Origin of the sequence: Sphingobacterium corticibacterium (assembly GCF_004208525.1) — a bacterium.
GTDB lineage: Bacteria > Bacteroidota > Bacteroidia > Sphingobacteriales > Sphingobacteriaceae > Sphingobacterium > Sphingobacterium corticibacterium.
Genome location: NZ_SGIT01000002.1, coordinates 1,391,164 through 1,407,885, shown reverse-complemented (window position 1 = coordinate 1,407,885; position 16,722 = coordinate 1,391,164). Strand labels below are relative to the sequence as shown.

Below are 16,722 nucleotides of genomic sequence, written 5' to 3'. Positions count from 1 at the left end.
GTAAAATTATTCAAATTTTAAGATTATTCTGTAAAAAATCTTTTAGGCATCACAACCTGCATAAGCACGGTCAAGCACAAATATATACCATTTATTGTCATATTTTTTAACATGAAAAATCAGGTGTTCGTTTTTGGCTAAGATGACACGGAACGTATCTTTCTCTAATTGTTTGATTTTCGCCAGTGCATCATCACTTATACCATTAAATTCTCGATCAAAGGCTGCGATGGTGGTTAACTGATTTGCCTGAGACGTGGTATCACAAAAAAAACCGAGTTTATCCCATTTTTCTTCGCCGCAATCAAAAGCAGGAAGTTTCTCAAATGTGAGTGTATAGTCATTTTCAAAGGTGGTATATGGAAAATATTCAGGGGTCGGTCTATCGAAATTGAGGCTGTCTATTTTCTCGTAGGTATCGGCTACCCCGGGACGATAAATAATATATAAACCCAGATCGGGATGGATAAGGGCATTTGCTTTTTCCTGATCCTGAAGGAGATAGGCTGCCGCAAAACGGGTGATGACGGCACTAATTTCCTGCGTATCTTCTGGAAAGACCGCTGTTGGTGTATCCGTCGAGTCTTTGGAATCTTCGGTCTTCTTATTGGAAGAGTTACAAGACGTTACCAAGAGGACATAGCAACATATAAAAATTAAAGTATTTCTCATCGTTATATTTTTTCATGGTATATAAGAAATCTCTACTTTGTTTTTGTAAGATTTTCTATAATCGTTTTTAATATCTGTCTCGTCGATGGTTTCCACCATTGTGTCAACATCTGCTGCACTACATCTGCTTTGTTTTCGTTGATGTGTTGCAGCATGTATCTTCGCATATTCAACTTTGTTGTTCCCCATGCCTGACGTTCGAATTGTGTCCATGATTTTGCTTTTCGAGCAGCTGCAGTATGGATGCGGTCTGCCGGAACAACCTCATCAATAAGACCACTTTGTAATCCTTCGGTAGGAGAGAGAAGCTTTCCCTCTAAAAGGTATCGATAGGCTTGGGTTTGTCCTAACCATAGACTGTAGAGGTCAAAGATGCTGGGCGGGACAATCAGGCCAACGGGAACTTCGTTTAGTCCGATGATAAATTCTCCTTCTGCCATAATACGATAATCACAACAGATCGCCAAGACACATCCTCCGGCAGGTGCATGTCCCGTAACAGATGCAATGGTTGGCTTAGGAAAAGAAGCAAGCGTATATATTAAATCGATAAATGTTTCCCATAGGTTTTTTATCTGCTCTTCATTGTATTTGTATAGCGTGATGAGATCAAGCCCCGCAGAAAAAAAACCTTCTTTGCCATGCAAAATAATGGCTTCCACTGCAGGATCTTCTTTCGCACGTTCCAATTCGCCGATTAGTTCTTGCATCATTTCTAAATGCATCGCATTGGATTTCTCCCGGTCAAGCCCTACGTAAGTGATGTGTTCGTTTGTCTGTGTCTTGATAAATTCACCCATAACATTCTTTTGTGCTATTTTATGGAAAATTACGTAAAAAACCATCAATATTATAAATAACCAAGTCGAACTTTTTAAAATAGCACAATATGGCAGAATTAACAAACGATCAAAAAGGAGGAGGTAAGAAAGAACGTAGGAGTATTCGAAACAGACCCATGCCTAAAGTAGACTTGACAGCAATGGTTGATTTAGCGTTCCTCCTGATTACTTTTTTTATGCTCACTACCTCGCTGAATACGCCTCATCAACTGGATATCGCTATGCCGGATAAAAATAAAGGCCCTATAACGGCGCCGATTTTGCTGAGTGAAGATCGGGTGTTGAACCTTCTGTTAGGCGAGAATAATGAATTAACATACTACCGAGGTACAGCCGACTCGCCGAAGTCTAGTCCGCAAAAAGTGACGTATGGAAAGCTGGGTTTAGGAGAGCTGCTGGCGAAGATGGCCTTTGATGTGAAACAAGCGACGAACGGACAAGATATTATTGTGCTGATTAAGCCTGGCGAAGGATCAATAGCGCGCAATCTTGTGGATGCAGTGGATGCGGTACAACGCGCAGCAATCGGTCGTTACATGATTACCAAGATTAACGATGTGGAAAAAAGGATGATGTTACAATGCTGTTTTTAGTTGACATCAACGGTTAACGTTTGTCGCCCTAACCGTCCATTAAAATCTAGTCCTTCGATTGTTATAAGATATTTACCAGCTTCATCGGAAGTATAAAAATCAAAAGACGCTTTACCATTCTCATCTGTTACAATATTGGGTTCCCAATGGATAGTAGTCCGTAAATCTTGATTAAGTGTTGTTTCAGAATTAGGCTCATATTTGGGTTTGTAAAATGTTTTCTGGATATGGAAACCTTTTGGTTGTACTGTTGCGATACCTTTGGGGGTATAGTTGCTTCGCATAGCATCAGCCCCCGATTTTGAGGTAATGATGATAAGGCCATTCCCTCCGTAAGAACCATAGATGGCAGTATAATTTACATTGCGTAATACCTCTACACTTTGCACATCCATAGGGTTGATCATCGATAACATATCGTTTTCAACATACATTCCATCTAGTATAACTTGCATTTCACCGCCCCCGCGTGTGGTGTATGGAATGCCATTTCGGAACATGACGCCCATTAAACGTCCATTTAGACACATTTCTAACGTCGTGCACGTTTCTAAATCCTCTGCTGAAATTACTTGATCGGCATTACCCGGACCATTCAGGTTTGCGGAACGTTCAGAGGCTTTATGTCGTGGTCGCTGAGCTGTTACAATAACTTCTTGGATAGCGATCGATTTTTCCATAAGACCTTGTGCTTCCAATCCCGAAAAATATTTCTTGCTGTGAAGAAGCTCTTCTACGAAGTTGGTATTTACGTTATTCTGTTCGCCGGGAGCATTTTTGTTAGGGCCTATGGTAGGCGACGTTTCTTCGGAAACAATAATGTCGATGTTATTTCGTCCTTTTTCGTCTTTTGCGGTTATCAGGAATTTAATACTATCTGGGAAAAATAAATTGTTGAATTCAAAATAACCTTCTTCGTTGGCCACCGTATCGATAAATTCCATGAAATTATGGGTAGGGACTAAGACCATGTTCGCTTTTGAAGCGGGTGCCTTTCGCCCGAGTTTTCGGGCCTGTCCCGTAATAGATATGCTCTTCTCGGGAGAAAAAATAGGTTCACTTATGCCAAATGAAGGTGTTATATCTATTTTTCGCCAACCCTGTGTCAGCAGTAGATTGTCTATATCATTGATTTTTATTTCTCCATCGAAATAATAGCCAGGGGTCTCTATGTATCCCTTTATATCTGCACTCATTAGCAGTGATGATAGAATATTGGAGGCTACTTTCGAACTATCTTTTAATTTGGAATTGTTGACTACCGAAGCGGATAAGATGCTGTTTCGTATACTATCTGATGAATTTCCTGTTTCAAGTGATACGGTTATTTTTTTTCTTTTGGTACTTGTTGGCGTATCGACATTGGCTGTCACGGGTAATGCTTTTTTTTCATTATAGACAAAAACTGGCCTTTCTATCACGGGCTCTAGGGCGCTGTTTAAGATACTGATGGTTAATATGCCGTTGGGTAAATCGGTTTTAGGTACAGAAAAGATAAGCTCTGATTTAGATGCAGGCTGTTTCGACGCGTAGTACACATTGCCCATATACTGTGCTACAAAATAGATTTCACTTCCATCTTGTTTGTCGGGGCTTACGCCTACTTGTGCGAATAATTTATCGCTATTTCCATTGTTCATTTGGATGTTATAGCCTGAAGCAACCGGTTGAGGAAGTTCGGTTTTTATCGTGGAGCCATCATCGAATGTGGTATATGCGGCCATCGATTCGATACCGGGAATAAATAATGGAACGGAACCCATACCCAAGGTGTTGGTCTTAATGGTTGCTGTGGTGTCGCCGGTTGCTGTCAGTATAACGGTTTGGCTTTCTATACCAAGGCCATCGGGTTTTAGCGTTTTGACGGCAATTTTATTAACACTGCCTACTAGCAGGTTTCCCCCCTCTGGGAAAAACTGGATGCTGTTCTCTAAAACAGTAGCTTTCGGTAGCTTAAAGATTTTTTTAACTTGTGCTTTGGCTTTATTTGAAAAACTGATGAAGAGTTTAGATTCGGTATATTCATCTTTAAAGGGAATCACTAGCTGTCCTTGGTCGTCTGTTTTAACACGCCCTCGTCTGAGGTTTTTACCTGTTGGAGAGATAATCTCGTATCGTACAGCCTCCTCTGTTAACGGAGCGCCTTGGATATCCTGCAATTGGATGGTGTAATTGTTGTTGTCGAGGTAGGAACGGGAAAGAACATTGTCTAATCTACCGTTGCTAACATGTATATTCTCGTTAAAGAAATAAATAGAACTATCGTTACGCATCCAGTTGGTATAGGCGCGAATACGGTATGTTCCTTCAATTAAAGTGTCGGCTAATGTAATATCGCCTACACCGAGGCCCGTTATTATGGGAATTCGTATACTCGACACCACCTCTTCCGTTGGGCTGATAAGTTCTACGTATGCAATATTGCTAATATTGGATAATAGGTTGTTTATTCCTACAGTCGTATAGGCTTTGAACCAAATAGATTCTCCTGCAGTATAGGTATGTTTATCGATATGGAGATAGAGCTTTTCAATAGGGTGGATGTCTTGATATGCATTGATTTTAGCTAGAAGACCTTGTAAATCTTGTGCTTTTATACTCGCTGTCGCTAGTGTAAGAAAACACAATAAAAGAAGCCTTTTCATATTCATAACAGGTGAATTTTGGATTTAAATTACGAAAAAATCAGGATACCACATTAATTTTTTGTTGATTATTAATCAACATCGGTATCTTTGTCGATATGAATATCTTAATTATTGGTTCCGGCGGCAGGGAATCTGCCTTTGCGTACAAATTATCGAAAAGTCCAAAATTGAATCAACTGTTTATTGCTCCGGGGAATGCCGGAACGAGCCAGTATGGGCAAAATGTAAACTTGAAAGTCACCGATTTTGGAGGCATAGCATCTTTTGCAATTGAAAATGCGGTCGACATGATTCTCGTAGGACCGGAGGAACCACTAGTGAAAGGTATTCATGATTATTTTTTAAACCGCGAAGACGTTAAGCATATACCGGTCATTGGCCCTCAACAAAAAGGGGCACAGTTAGAAGGATCCAAAGATTTTTCAAAGGAATTTATGTTGCGCCATGAAATCCCGACGGCCGCTTATAAGTCTTTTAATAAATCGAATCTGGAAGCTGGATTAGCTTATCTAGAGACGCAGAAATTGCCGATCGTTCTGAAAGCTGATGGTCTAGCTGCTGGAAAAGGCGTTTTGATTTGTGAGACGCTGGAAGACGCTAAAGCGGAATTAAAGGCGATGATTGCTGATGCAAAATTTGGTGATGCAAGCTCGGTAGTGGTTATCGAGGAGTTTTTAAAAGGAATAGAGCTTTCCGTTTTCGTACTGACAGATGGTGAATCTTATAAAGTACTACCTTCTGCTAAGGATTATAAGCGGATCGGAGAGGGGGATACGGGGCTGAATACGGGTGGTATGGGATCTATATCTCCTGTTCCTTTTGCGGACGAGACTTTTCTGTCTAAAGTAGAAGAGCGCATTATTAAGCCGACAATTGAGGGGTTAAAGAAAGACGATATTCCATATAAAGGGTTCATTTTTATTGGTTTGATGAATCTAGATGGAGAGCCTTATGTTATCGAATACAATGTCAGGATGGGTGATCCCGAAACGGAATCTGTATTGCCGAGGATTGAATCTGATTTAGTTGATTTATTGGAAGGGGTAGCAACAGGTGATTTAGGTTCTCGGAATTATACTGTTAGTTCCAAAACAGCTGTAACAGTGGTGTTGGTTTCCGGAGGCTATCCGGGCGACTACGAATCGGGAATAGAAATTAATAATATCGAAAATGTAGAAGATTCTATTGTGTTTCACGCGGGAACGAAAGAGGTTGATGGGAAAGTAGTCACTGCCGGAGGTCGTGTGCTTGCTGTAACAACACTTCAAGATAATCTGTTTGATGCGCTCCAGCAAGCTACGGCTGATGCCGGAAGGATCTTTTTTGAACGTATGTATTTCAGAAAAGATATTGGGTTTGACTTGATTTAACGGTCAATGGTTTTTGGGTTATTATAGCAATGATAAAAATATTATAGATATTCTATTTTAGATTTATTTTTTGGAAAAAATAACCTTTTCAGATTCAATGTATTATAAAATAGGGCGCAAAAATGTTTTGGTGATTTGAATATTGATCTTATATTTGCGTCACCAAAAAATAATGGCCCGTTCGTCTAGGGGTTAGGACGCAAGATTTTCATTCTTGAAACAGGGGTTCGATTCCCCTACGGGCTACAGGAAACAAAGAAAGTTGGTTTAAAAGGATACTACTTTAAACCAACTTTTTTTATATCTAAAACATTCATATCTTTGCAGATACAAAGATCTAAGTAAGGCAAAATGTAAAATATTCTTTCAGATAAATCAAGAACGACTACGGCTAAACGCTTTGTCGTATTGTTTAATTTTTAATGAAAGAATTTATGTTGAGCTTACAAAGCATTTCGTATACACATCCCAATAAAGATATACTGTTTAGCAACATTAGCTTTACAGTAAAAAATCACGATAAAATTTCCTTAGTCGGTAACAACGGGGTAGGAAAATCCACCTTACTGAAAATTATTGCAAAAGAATTGATCCCATCAAATGGACAAGTAAACGTAGAATCCGATCCGTATTATATTCCGCAAATTTTCGGACAATACAATCATTTAACGATAGCGCAAGCATTGCGAATTGAAGATAAATTGAACGCCTTAAAGGAAATTTTAGCCGGCAGCATGAAGGAAGAAAATTTCAATTTACTGAATGACGATTGGACAATAGAAGATCGTTGCAGCGAAACCCTGAACTATTGGCAACTAACGGAATTAGACTTATCGCAAAAAATGGAAACGCTTAGTGGAGGACAAAAAGCAAAAGTTTTTCTTGCTGGTATTTTCATTCATCAGCCTGAATTGGTTCTATTGGATGAACCGAGCAATCATCTGGACATCTCAAGTCGACAACTTTTATACGATTTTATTCAGTCCACCAAAAGTACGCTAATTGTAGTGAGTCACGATAGGAAATTATTAAATCTATTGGATACCGTTGGCGAATTAAGCAAGCATGGGATTAAGATTTATGGGGGCAATTATGACTTTTATGAGGAACAGAAACAAATCGAAAACAATGCATTGAATCAAGACATTCAAAACAAAGAAAAAGCATTGCGAAAAGCCGAAGGAAAAGAACGGGAAACATTGGAACGGCAGCAAAAATTGGATAGTCGAGGGAAGGGCAAACAAGAAAAATCAGGTGTCGCCCGAATCATGATGAATACATTACGAAACAATGCAGAAAATAGTACATCAAAACTCAAGAGCATACATGCAGAAAAGATTGGTAATATTACACAAGAATTGCAAGGCTTGCGTGCTACGTTGCCCGACATGGATAAGATGAAATTTGGTATTGATAATCCCCGACTGCATAATGGTAAAATTCTGTTTACAGCGACAAGTATCAATTTTGCCTATAACAGTAATTTGCTTTGGAAAGAAAGCTTGAGTTTTCAAATTACAAGTGGTGAACGGATAGCATTAAAAGGGCAAAACGGTTCTGGAAAAACAACTTTAATCAAGTTGATTTCAGGGAACTTAGAACCAAAAACAGGCTCGGTTTATAGAGCAGAAAATAAATCTGTTTACATTGATCAGGATTATTCTTTGTTAGATAATACACGGAAAGTTTATGAACAGGCTCAGCAATTCAATAATTCCGCATGGGAAGAGCATGAAATTAAAATACGGCTTAATCGTTTTCTGTTTACCAAAGAAGATTGGAGCAAATCTTGTAACGCATTGAGTGGTGGCGAAAGAATGCGCTTAATGCTTTGCTGTCTAACCATTGACAGGAAGTCGCCAGACATTATTATATTTGATGAGCCGACAAATAATCTAGATATGCAGAATGTTAAAATTTTGACGACAGCAATAAATGAATATCGAGGAACAATCATCGTGGTGTCACATGATGAAATTTTTTTGGAGCAAATAAACGTTGAACGGACGATTGAACTCTGACAGAAAATAAAGCGATGACGGAAACTTTCAAAATATTTCAAGTGGATGCACTTGAAGCAAAAAAGATCATTGCCTCGGAAAACGAACTGCACCACCATGATTTTGAAGAGCTCATTATCGGTACGGAAGGATCATTGGAACATTTTATTGATTTCAGATCTACTGTGCTCCAGTCTCCTTTTGTGAGTTTTGTAACAAGAGGAAAAGTGCATCGCGTAAAACCCGTTTTGGAAGACGGGAAATGTCAAATGTGGGCCATCCGTTTTAAAAGTGAATTTATCCCGGAAACAACCTTTCAGCTTTATTCACTTTATCATGACAACGCCAGTGTCGAACTACCGAGAGGTGCTTGTTTTGGACGTATCAGTACACTTTGTACAATGATGGATGACGAAATGCGACAATATTCGCCCGATTATGCGATTATCCGACAGCTTTTGGGAACGGTTTTTACGATGATAGAATCCGAACGAAGAAAATTAAAACCTGATGATGAAGAACAGCTCAAATCGCAAAGCATTACGTTTAAAAACTTTCTGAGAATTTTGGAGGAGAACTTTCGAAGAAATGTCGGTGTAGCGTATTATGCTGAAAAATTATTTATGTCTGCTCGAAATCTTAATAATATCTGTCATCAAATCCTACAACAAAGTGTTTCGGAAATCATCGAAACAAGAAAATTGATCGAAGCCAAAAACTTGCTCTCCACGACTAACAAATCGATTTCGGAGATCGGTTTCGAATTGGGTTACAACGAAAAAGCCTATTTTACAAACGTATTTAAAAAGAAAACCGGACAGACCCCCTCAGCCTTCCGAAAGGAAATGAAAACACTCGTTTCCTAAAACTACAACCCCTTTTCTGAATGTTGTTATCTCTCTCTACATAATCCACAGTATTTTTGTATATGATAATTTTTGATATATAAATAGTTATATATAAATGACATGGGAACAGCAATGAAATTGAAAGAATTGAATAAGATGACAGCAGCCTTGAACAGCACGGTAAAAATGCCTGTGCTGTTTCTAGGCCATGGCAGTCCGATGAACGCTATTGAAGAAAATGAATTTGTGGAAGGCTTTAGGAAAATTGCTGCAGAGATTCCCAAGCCAAATGCTATTCTTTGTGTTTCAGCACACTGGGAAACACGGGGAACCTTTGTGACTGGTATGCAAAACCCGCCTACTATACACGATTTTGGGGGATTCCCGAAAGAACTTTTTGAAGTGCAATACCCTGCCCCGGGAAGCCCAGATGTGGCAAGAGAAGCGCAGTCGCTGATTCAGAAAACGCATGTAGAACTGGACGACAAATGGGGGCTTGACCACGGGGCATGGTCGGTTATCAGGCATATGTATCCGCAAGCTGATATTCCTGTCATTCAGTTGAGTTTGGATTATTATCAAGGCCCACAATACCACTATGAGCTGGCTCGTGAATTGAAATCACTTCGTGAAAAAGGCGTACTGATTATTGGTAGCGGAAATATGGTGCACAATCTTCGTATGGTAGCGTGGAGGCAACTGAATGAAACCTTTGGATTTGATTGGGCATTAGAAGCTAATGAAAAGATGAAACAATTTATATTGAACGATGACCACCAGCCTCTGATTCAATACGAAAAACAAGGTAAACCCTTTCATCTAGCCGTACCCACACCGGAACATTACATGCCTTTACTCTACGCCTTATCCGTGAAAGACAAAGATGAACAAGCGGTCTTATTTAATGATAAGGCCGTCGGAGGCTCATTAACGATGACTTCCGTGAAGATTGGTTAACTTTGTGAATTTATCAGCATACTGCTTAAAGAATACTTTTTTTCGTATATTAGTACTATGGATATGTAGATCTAAAAGGTTTCGGAGACTTATATATCAGAAGCATTAACAATTATAAATAACCGTTTAGTGTAATTATTGTGACTAATACCTATTTCGATAAAAGTAAAATGACAACACTATGCAAGAGAAAAAATCAAAACTGACAAGACAGACCGGTGCGCCCGTTCCTGATAATCAGAATGCACAAACAGCTGGTCCTAGAGGTCCATTATTAATGCAGGATTTTTGGTTTCTGGAGAAAATGGCAAATTTCGATCGAGAGGTCATCCCTGAGAGACGGATGCATGCCAAAGGTTCTGGCGCTTTTGGAACTTTTACCGTCACGCATGATATCACCCAATATAGCAAGGCGGATATCTTCAGTGACATTGGCAAGCAGACAGAGATGTTTGCTCGGTTTTCAACAGTTGCTGGTGAAAGAGGAGCAGCCGATGCAGAGAGAGACATTCGGGGATTTGCCCTTAAATTTTACACGGAAGAAGGTATTTGGGACTTGGTAGGAAATAATACACCTGTTTTTTTCTTCCGTGATCCGATGAAATTTCCGGATCTGAACCATGCCGTCAAACGCGATCCAAAAACTAACTTAAGGAGCCCTAATAATAACTGGGATTTTTGGACATTGCTTCCCGAGTCACTCCACCAAGTTACTATTGTGATGAGCGATCGCGGTATTCCTAAAGGATACAGACATATGCACGGATTTGGTAGCCATACCTATAGTTTTATCAATAAGGATAATGTGCGGCATTGGGTGAAATTCCATTTTAGAACCCAGCAAGGAATAGATAATCTCTCAGATGAGGAAGCTGCGAGCATTGTAGGCTATGACAGGGAATCGTCTCAACGAGATCTTTTTGATGCGATAGAAAGAAAAGATTTTCCGAAGTGGAAAATGTTTATACAGATCATGACCGAAGAACAGGCCAAAACATATCGCTTTCACCCTTTCGATCTCACAAAGGTCTGGTCGAAGAAGGATTTTCCATTAATTCCTGTCGGTGAGTTTGAATTGAATCGCAATCCCGATAACTACTTTCAGGATGTGGAACAAGCGGCATTCAACCCGACAAATATTGTTCCGGGCATTGGCTTTTCTCCGGATAAGATGCTTCAGGGAAGATTATTCTCCTATGGTGATGCACAGCGTTATAGGTTAGGCGTAAACCACTACCAGATTCCGGTCAACAAACCGCGTTGCCCATATCATGCGTATCACCGTGATGGCGCTATGCGTGTAGATGGCAATTATGGGGACGCGATACATTATAATCCAAATAGCTATGGGGAATGGCAGGAACAGCCTGAAAGTAAGGAACCACCTCTTGAGCTAGAAGGGACAGCTTATGCACATAATTTTAGGGATGACGATGAAGACTACTATACACAGCCGGGAGATCTCTTCCGTATCATCAAAGCAGATGGAAAAGCCGATATGTTATTCAAAAATACCGCAGCACAGGTAGGGGCTGCGGATAAGTTCATACAAATTCGTCATATTCGCAACTGTTATAAGGCAGATCCAGAGTATGGTGAAGGTGTAGCGTCAGCACTAGGTTTGACCATGGAGGAGGTTAATAGTTTTGACCTGTCACCTTATGACAGATGGGCTCCACGACCAACCAGCAGATAATATAAGCATAAGAAAGATTCTAAAATTGAAATCCCGATATGGTCACATGCCGGGATTTATTTTTTATTATCTTTTGTGGATCTAATCCATTTAACAAAACATTTTATAGAGCTTATAGGTTCATGGAGAAAATGACATGGATCAATGGGTAATAGATTGGCTAAACAAAAGTTCCTGTCACGTCTGTTGCATCAATTATGGATAATTTATATATGGAAAAAGATGAATTATATATCGGGTGTTCAAGTTATGCTACGGCATCTTGGAAAACAGTATTTTATCCAGAAGATCTACCTAAAAAAAAGTGGTTTGATTACTATTCCAAACACTTTAATACCTATGAATTTAATGGGACGTTTTACAGATTCCCGACTGTAGAAAACCTGTTATTATGGCATGATAAAGTTGCGGACGACTTTAAATTCAGCGTTAAAGTTCCTAAAACAATCACACATATTAAAAGACTAGAACAGTGTGATGAAGAAATAGAAGATTTTTATTTAATATGCAAAGAAGGGTTTAAAAATAAATTATCCTGTATTCTCTGGCAGCTGCCGCCGAGCTTTAGCTTTAATAAAGATAGATTGAGGTCAATTGTACGCGTGATGAACCCAAACTTTAAAAATGTGGTTGAATTCAGGCATGAAAGCTGGTGGAGGGATGATGTGATAACGAAGCTGCGTGAAAATCATATCACTTTTTGTAATGTGAATTATCCTCAATTACCTACTTCCATCGAACAAAGTACTTCAATTGGCTATTTACGTATGCACGGCAATCCGAAACTATTTTATTCAGCATATACCAAAGAAGAGATCGAAACACTCTATCAGAAGTTAAATAATATGAGATTCAAAGAAGTTTATATTTATTTCAACAATACCGCATCTACAGCTGCCATAATAAACGCATTACAACTAAGCAGATTTGCCAGACAACATCAAAAGGAATAATTTCTTTATAGGTTGGTTGAATACAATTAGACAAGCGCTGGCTGAAATAAAGACAAAAAATTAACATAATAGTAATTGTTTATTCACATGTAATTCCTTAATTTACATGAGGATATAAATTTAGTTCTGTTATGAAAGCGATTGTTTATTTTTTCCAGAAAATGTTCACGCGATTGTTTCTAGCCCAGTTCTCTTCTTTTTATTCACCCATGCGGTCTCTTAAATCGTGATGCGTATAAAAAGAGAAAGGTTGGATGTTGTTGAATAAAGATACTTTTGGCGAAGATTTTAGCTGGGGTGTTTCGACTGCGGCATATCAGATTGAAGGTGCACATAATCAAGATGGCAAAGGGCCGTCGATCTGGGACGTTTTTGTCACCAAAAAGAACAAAATATTTCAACGTCATCATGGAGACATAGCCTGTGATTTTTACAATCGTTATATAGATGACCTCTACTTGATGTATAAGCTTAATATCCGGCATTACCGATTTTCGATTTCATGGAGCCGTATTCTTCCAAAAGGTATTGGGGAGATAAGCCAAAAAGGAATTGATTTCTATAACCGGCTTATTGATTTCTCCTTGGAGCTTGGCATAACACCTTGGGTGACTCTCTATCATTGGGATCTTCCCCACGAGCTGGAGTTAAAAGGTGGTTGGGTAAACCGTGATATCAGGGATTGGTTTGGTCACTACGTGTCTATTTGTGTTCAGAATTTTGGTGATCGTGTGAAAAACTGGATGGTACTAAATGAGCCACTTGTATTTACCGGTGCGGGTTACTTCTTTGGTGTGCATGCTCCGGGTAGAAAGGGCTTGGATAATTTTCTGGCAGCTACACACCATGCAGCACTGGCGCAGGCATACGGAGGAAAAGTTATTAAGTCCATACAACGCGACAGCTATGTAGGTACGACGTTTTCTTGTTCGCATGTCGAGCCCTTTCGTATGCGAGAGAAGGATATACTTGCGACAAAAAAAGTAGATGCCTTGCTCAATCGCCTGTTTATTGAGCCGTTACTGGGCAAAGGATATCCAACGCGTGACCTTAAGATCCTCCATAGAATAGAGAAATACATGCAGCCGGGTGATGAGCGGGATTTGAAGTTCGATATGGATTTTATTGGCGTGCAGAATTATACGCGTGAGGTGATCCAGTATTCGCCATTTGTTCCCTTGTTAAAGGCAAAGATCGTGCATGCAAAAAAACGTAAGGTAGAAATGACGGCAATGAATTGGGAGGTTTATCCCGAGTCGATCTATCATATTTTGAAGAAATTCAATGCTTACGAAAATATCCCGCCCATCATTATTACCGAAAATGGAGCAGCCTTTCAGGACGAGGTGCAAGATGGTCGTGTAGATGATCCCAAAAGAACCGCTTATTTACAGCAAACTATAGCACAGGTATGGCGTGCAAAGCAGGAAGGGGTAAAGATAAAAGGCTATTTCGTATGGACCTTTCTCGATAACTTTGAATGGGCAGAAGGATATCACCCTAGGTTTGGATTAGTGTATGTCGATTTTCCAACGCAGCAGCGTATTATAAAAACTTCCGGACATTGGTATGCAGATTTCCTTTCCACGCGCTAAGCTCTTTAACGAGCATCACTTGTACATCACTTCAACTTTATTTAAGTTTGTGAATAGCAATATCCTAAGGTCAGTAATATGATGAAGTATTTATATGTCAATTTAAGTAGGTGTGCAATAGGCTTGTGGTTGCTGTTTTTTAGCTCGTTATTAAAAGGGCAGGAAACGATTGTAACCTATGTTAAAAAAAACGGAGGATATACGGCTTACAAAGATTCTGCGGCTTATACGAGTATACTGCGTATTGTACCGAATGAAGCGGGAATGCATGAGCTGAATGACTACTATACAAATGGAAATCTAAAACGTCATGGATGGAGTAAAACTGCCGATCCGAAGCGGTTGCGCTTCGAGGGGCTGGTAGAGACCTATTATGATGATGGGGCCTTGGAAACGGTTGTCCGTTATGCGGATAACCGACGGATTGATACGGCGGAACGATACTATAGAAACGGCGTGTTGAAGGAGCGTGAGGCTTATTTGAAACAGGCGGAAAGAAAGGAGGATTCTCTGCAAGTGGATTTGAACAAGCGGTTGGTTTATTATGCCGACTCAACCGGACGAATTCAAATACAGGATGGAAATGGCTATGCCGAAATCATGACTAATAATGTCGATATAGAACAGGGCCATTACGTTGATGGACTTCGAGACGGGCGTTGGGAAGGATCTTTTCAAAAAGCAAAATACCGATTCGAAGAATGGTATGAAAATGGAGAAGTGATCCGTGGTATTACCACGGATAGTCTCGGGAAACAATATCCTTATGAACAGCGGGACGTTAATCCGGAATACCCCCAAGGCAGACGAAACCTCCTGCAATTTATAGGGCAAAATTACAAATATCCGAAAGAGGCAGTACAGGCAAAAGTAGACGGACAGCTGCTGATTAGTTTTGTAGTCGATAAAACAGGTATGGCGACCGACTTTGAAGTAGTGCATGACCTCGGATATGGAACAGCAGCAGCAGCGATCAATGCACTCAAGAAATCCGAACGTTGGTCACCAGGTTACCAACGAGGTGTGCCTGTTCGTGTGAAGTACACACTTCCAGTTCGGTTGAATCTATCTTTCCGACCAAGCCCAAAACCTGCTTCACAGTGAGCGATCTTGCATCTGTTTTAACACATCCCGCATTTGTTTATAATAGTGCTTTTGTGGCTTATACAGCTCGATAGCTCGTTGCTGTTCGGCTTCTGCTTCGGCGTAAAAGCCAACATGGTATAATGCTTTGGCGAGGATATGATGAGATTGTCCGCGATTGGGTCTCAGGCTAATCGATTTCTGTAACCAACGGATAGTATCGAAAAGAACATCTGGATTGTCATTTTTTTTAAAATCTATAAAATTCAACAGCTGGTTTGCTCCATAATTTAGGCTTTGAGCCTGCCTTTCTTTATACCGTTTGCGGTTTCCCTCCATCCACTGCAGGAAAAGGCTATTTTCGGCACTGTCCAGATGCCATGGCTGTCCCCGTCTAGGAATAGCAATCTGTTGATTGTTTGCGAAATCCAATTTGGCAAGCGAATCTGGGGCGATACGATAATAAAAGGTATTATAATAATTCCTTGCCATTTGGATATAAGCAGAAGTATCCCGGGAGAGTCGTCTATGTTCCATTGGATAGTAACTTTGTCCCATTTGTGCACGCAGGTAATGTGATTGCCACGTTCGCCCCACAAAGTAGCCGAGATTTTGGGAAAGTGTATAATCTTTCTTGTCTAATGCGTCCCGGAAAGTTCGCTGAATAATCCGATTGTTGATCTCCTGCCGTTTTGGTAAGGGCAATGTTGCGTATAGACTATCCACCATTTTGCGATTTGTATAGGCCAATTGATAGGTCTTGCTATTGTATACCGGAGCACAGCTCAATAGAAAGACCACTGTTTCGAAGTTATTCAGTTCCTGTACGGTCAGTTGAGAAACGTAGTCATTTAATACGTGTTGGTCCGTGTATTTATCGAACACTTGGTATTGTTGGAGTAGGTTCGTTAACAAAAGTCTATTACGAATACCTTTTTGGTATTGCTGTATCAATTTCCCCATGGTTTCTCCCTCGGCTATAGTCTTCGCGGAATCAATCAATTTTACTAATGTTTCTTCCTCGCTGATTTGCTTGTTGTGCCGTAGTAAAGGATAGCCATTTTGATCTGTAAACAGATATATAGGAGTTGTGAGGCGATAGGTCTTATGAAGTGGGTGGTCAATACTATCCGACGTAAGTCTGACCATACCTGAGGTAAATTGTTCGCGGAGAATATCCTTGGTTTTTTGTGATATAGCGGTGTTAAAAGGAGAGAATTGTTCATTACGTTGGTGAATTATAAGGAACATTGGCTTTTGTTGCTGTTTCGCAAGGCAAAGCAAGCTATCGTAATCCATCTCTTGCGGGAATTTTGGTTGAGCAACGAGTTGGAGGGAAACGACCCAACTTAAGAAGAACAAAAAAATAACTTTAATAGAAGACTGGTTGATCATCTGATAATAGGATTATGGATTGTTATTTGTTAAGTAAATATAATAGGCTTGGATGAGATCTGCAAGTATA

The 16,722-nt window shown here is 39.9% G+C and carries 13 protein-coding genes and 1 tRNA gene; 10 read left to right on the top strand and 4 right to left on the bottom strand.

The window, feature by feature from the left end; all coding sequences use genetic code 11:
* Nucleotides 1-42 precede the first annotated feature (42 nt).
* On the bottom strand, nucleotides 43-672 hold the full coding sequence (locus EWE74_RS14030; protein ID WP_130142140.1) for a hypothetical protein: 630 nt from the start codon (nucleotides 670-672) through the stop codon (nucleotides 43-45).
* A 32-nt stretch (nucleotides 673-704) separates the two neighbouring features.
* Complete coding sequence (locus EWE74_RS14025; RefSeq protein WP_130142139.1) at nucleotides 705-1,472, bottom strand: enoyl-CoA hydratase/isomerase family protein; 768 nt, start codon at nucleotides 1,470-1,472, stop codon at nucleotides 705-707.
* A gap of 89 nt (nucleotides 1,473-1,561) precedes the next feature.
* Here EWE74_RS14025 and EWE74_RS14020 point away from each other — a divergent pair, with 89 nt between their 5' ends.
* The gene (locus tag EWE74_RS14020; RefSeq protein ID WP_130142138.1) at nucleotides 1,562-2,107 is read left to right on the top strand and encodes an ExbD/TolR family protein; all 546 of its coding nucleotides are present in this window, start codon (nucleotides 1,562-1,564) and stop codon (nucleotides 2,105-2,107) included.
* Here the strand turns inward: EWE74_RS14020 and EWE74_RS14015 are convergent.
* Nucleotides 2,104-4,758, bottom strand: coding sequence for a TonB-dependent receptor (locus EWE74_RS14015; protein WP_130142137.1), 2,655 nt, complete (start codon nucleotides 4,756-4,758; stop codon nucleotides 2,104-2,106). The two genes, EWE74_RS14020 and EWE74_RS14015, sit on opposite strands and share 4 nt — an antisense overlap.
* 92 nt (nucleotides 4,759-4,850) lie before the next feature.
* Here EWE74_RS14015 and purD point away from each other — a divergent pair, with 92 nt between their 5' ends.
* The 9 genes from purD to EWE74_RS13970 all read left to right on the top strand — a co-directional run bounded on the left by purD (nucleotide 4,851) and on the right by EWE74_RS13970 (nucleotide 15,278).
* The gene (gene purD / locus EWE74_RS14010; RefSeq protein WP_130142136.1) at nucleotides 4,851-6,125 is read left to right on the top strand and encodes a phosphoribosylamine--glycine ligase; all 1,275 of its coding nucleotides are present in this window, start codon (nucleotides 4,851-4,853) and stop codon (nucleotides 6,123-6,125) included.
* A 174-nt stretch (nucleotides 6,126-6,299) separates the two neighbouring features.
* Nucleotides 6,300-6,371 (top strand) — tRNA-Glu (locus EWE74_RS14005).
* 188 nt (nucleotides 6,372-6,559) lie between these two features.
* A complete protein-coding gene (gene abc-f, locus EWE74_RS14000) occupies nucleotides 6,560-8,146 on the top strand; it encodes a ribosomal protection-like ABC-F family protein (RefSeq protein ID WP_130142135.1) in 1,587 nt (528 codons plus the stop codon).
* A gap of 14 nt (nucleotides 8,147-8,160) precedes the next feature.
* Nucleotides 8,161-8,991, top strand: a complete 831-nt coding sequence (locus EWE74_RS13995) for a helix-turn-helix domain-containing protein (protein WP_130142134.1) — start codon at nucleotides 8,161-8,163, stop codon at nucleotides 8,989-8,991.
* A gap of 102 nt (nucleotides 8,992-9,093) precedes the next feature.
* Complete coding sequence (gene ygiD / locus EWE74_RS13990) at nucleotides 9,094-9,930, top strand: 4,5-DOPA-extradiol-dioxygenase (RefSeq protein ID WP_239018665.1); 837 nt, start codon at nucleotides 9,094-9,096, stop codon at nucleotides 9,928-9,930.
* A gap of 181 nt (nucleotides 9,931-10,111) precedes the next feature.
* Nucleotides 10,112-11,626 (top strand): catalase, encoded by a 1,515-nt coding sequence (locus EWE74_RS13985; RefSeq protein ID WP_130142133.1) that lies wholly within the window; start codon nucleotides 10,112-10,114, stop codon nucleotides 11,624-11,626.
* A 212-nt stretch (nucleotides 11,627-11,838) separates the two neighbouring features.
* Entirely contained in the window at nucleotides 11,839-12,579 is a 741-nt protein-coding gene (locus EWE74_RS13980; protein WP_130142132.1) for a DUF72 domain-containing protein, read from the top strand.
* 254 nt (nucleotides 12,580-12,833) lie between these two features.
* Nucleotides 12,834-14,174, top strand: coding sequence for a GH1 family beta-glucosidase (locus tag EWE74_RS13975; RefSeq protein ID WP_130142131.1), 1,341 nt, complete (start codon nucleotides 12,834-12,836; stop codon nucleotides 14,172-14,174).
* Nucleotides 14,175-14,252: 78 nt separating this feature from the next.
* The gene (locus EWE74_RS13970; RefSeq protein WP_130142130.1) at nucleotides 14,253-15,278 is read left to right on the top strand and encodes an energy transducer TonB; all 1,026 of its coding nucleotides are present in this window, start codon (nucleotides 14,253-14,255) and stop codon (nucleotides 15,276-15,278) included.
* On the opposite strand, the gene EWE74_RS13965 is transcribed toward EWE74_RS13970, so the two are convergent.
* Entirely contained in the window at nucleotides 15,270-16,652 is a 1,383-nt protein-coding gene (locus EWE74_RS13965) for a tetratricopeptide repeat protein (protein ID WP_130142129.1), read from the bottom strand. The two genes, EWE74_RS13970 and EWE74_RS13965, sit on opposite strands and share 9 nt — an antisense overlap.
* Nucleotides 16,653-16,722 lie beyond the last annotated feature (70 nt).

Bases quoted from the DNA above. Each gene is read 5' to 3' on its own strand.
- EWE74_RS14030 (WP_130142140.1), bottom strand. From the start codon at position 672: ATGAGAAATACTTTAATTTTTATATGTTGCTATGTCCTCTTGGTAACG.
- EWE74_RS14025 (WP_130142139.1), bottom strand. From the start codon at position 1,472: ATGGGTGAATTTATCAAGACACAGACAAACGAACACATCACTTACGTA.
- EWE74_RS14020 (WP_130142138.1), top strand. From the start codon at position 1,562: ATGGCAGAATTAACAAACGATCAAAAAGGAGGAGGTAAGAAAGAACGT.
- EWE74_RS14015 (WP_130142137.1), bottom strand. From the start codon at position 4,758: ATGAATATGAAAAGGCTTCTTTTATTGTGTTTTCTTACACTAGCGACA.
- purD (WP_130142136.1), top strand. From the start codon at position 4,851: ATGAATATCTTAATTATTGGTTCCGGCGGCAGGGAATCTGCCTTTGCG.
- abc-f (WP_130142135.1), top strand. From the start codon at position 6,560: ATGTTGAGCTTACAAAGCATTTCGTATACACATCCCAATAAAGATATA.
- EWE74_RS13995 (WP_130142134.1), top strand. From the start codon at position 8,161: ATGACGGAAACTTTCAAAATATTTCAAGTGGATGCACTTGAAGCAAAA.
- ygiD (WP_239018665.1), top strand. From the start codon at position 9,094: ATGGGAACAGCAATGAAATTGAAAGAATTGAATAAGATGACAGCAGCC.
- EWE74_RS13985 (WP_130142133.1), top strand. From the start codon at position 10,112: ATGCAAGAGAAAAAATCAAAACTGACAAGACAGACCGGTGCGCCCGTT.
- EWE74_RS13980 (WP_130142132.1), top strand. From the start codon at position 11,839: ATGGAAAAAGATGAATTATATATCGGGTGTTCAAGTTATGCTACGGCA.
- EWE74_RS13975 (WP_130142131.1), top strand. From the start codon at position 12,834: ATGTTGTTGAATAAAGATACTTTTGGCGAAGATTTTAGCTGGGGTGTT.
- EWE74_RS13970 (WP_130142130.1), top strand. From the start codon at position 14,253: ATGATGAAGTATTTATATGTCAATTTAAGTAGGTGTGCAATAGGCTTG.
- EWE74_RS13965 (WP_130142129.1), bottom strand. From the start codon at position 16,652: ATGATCAACCAGTCTTCTATTAAAGTTATTTTTTTGTTCTTCTTAAGT.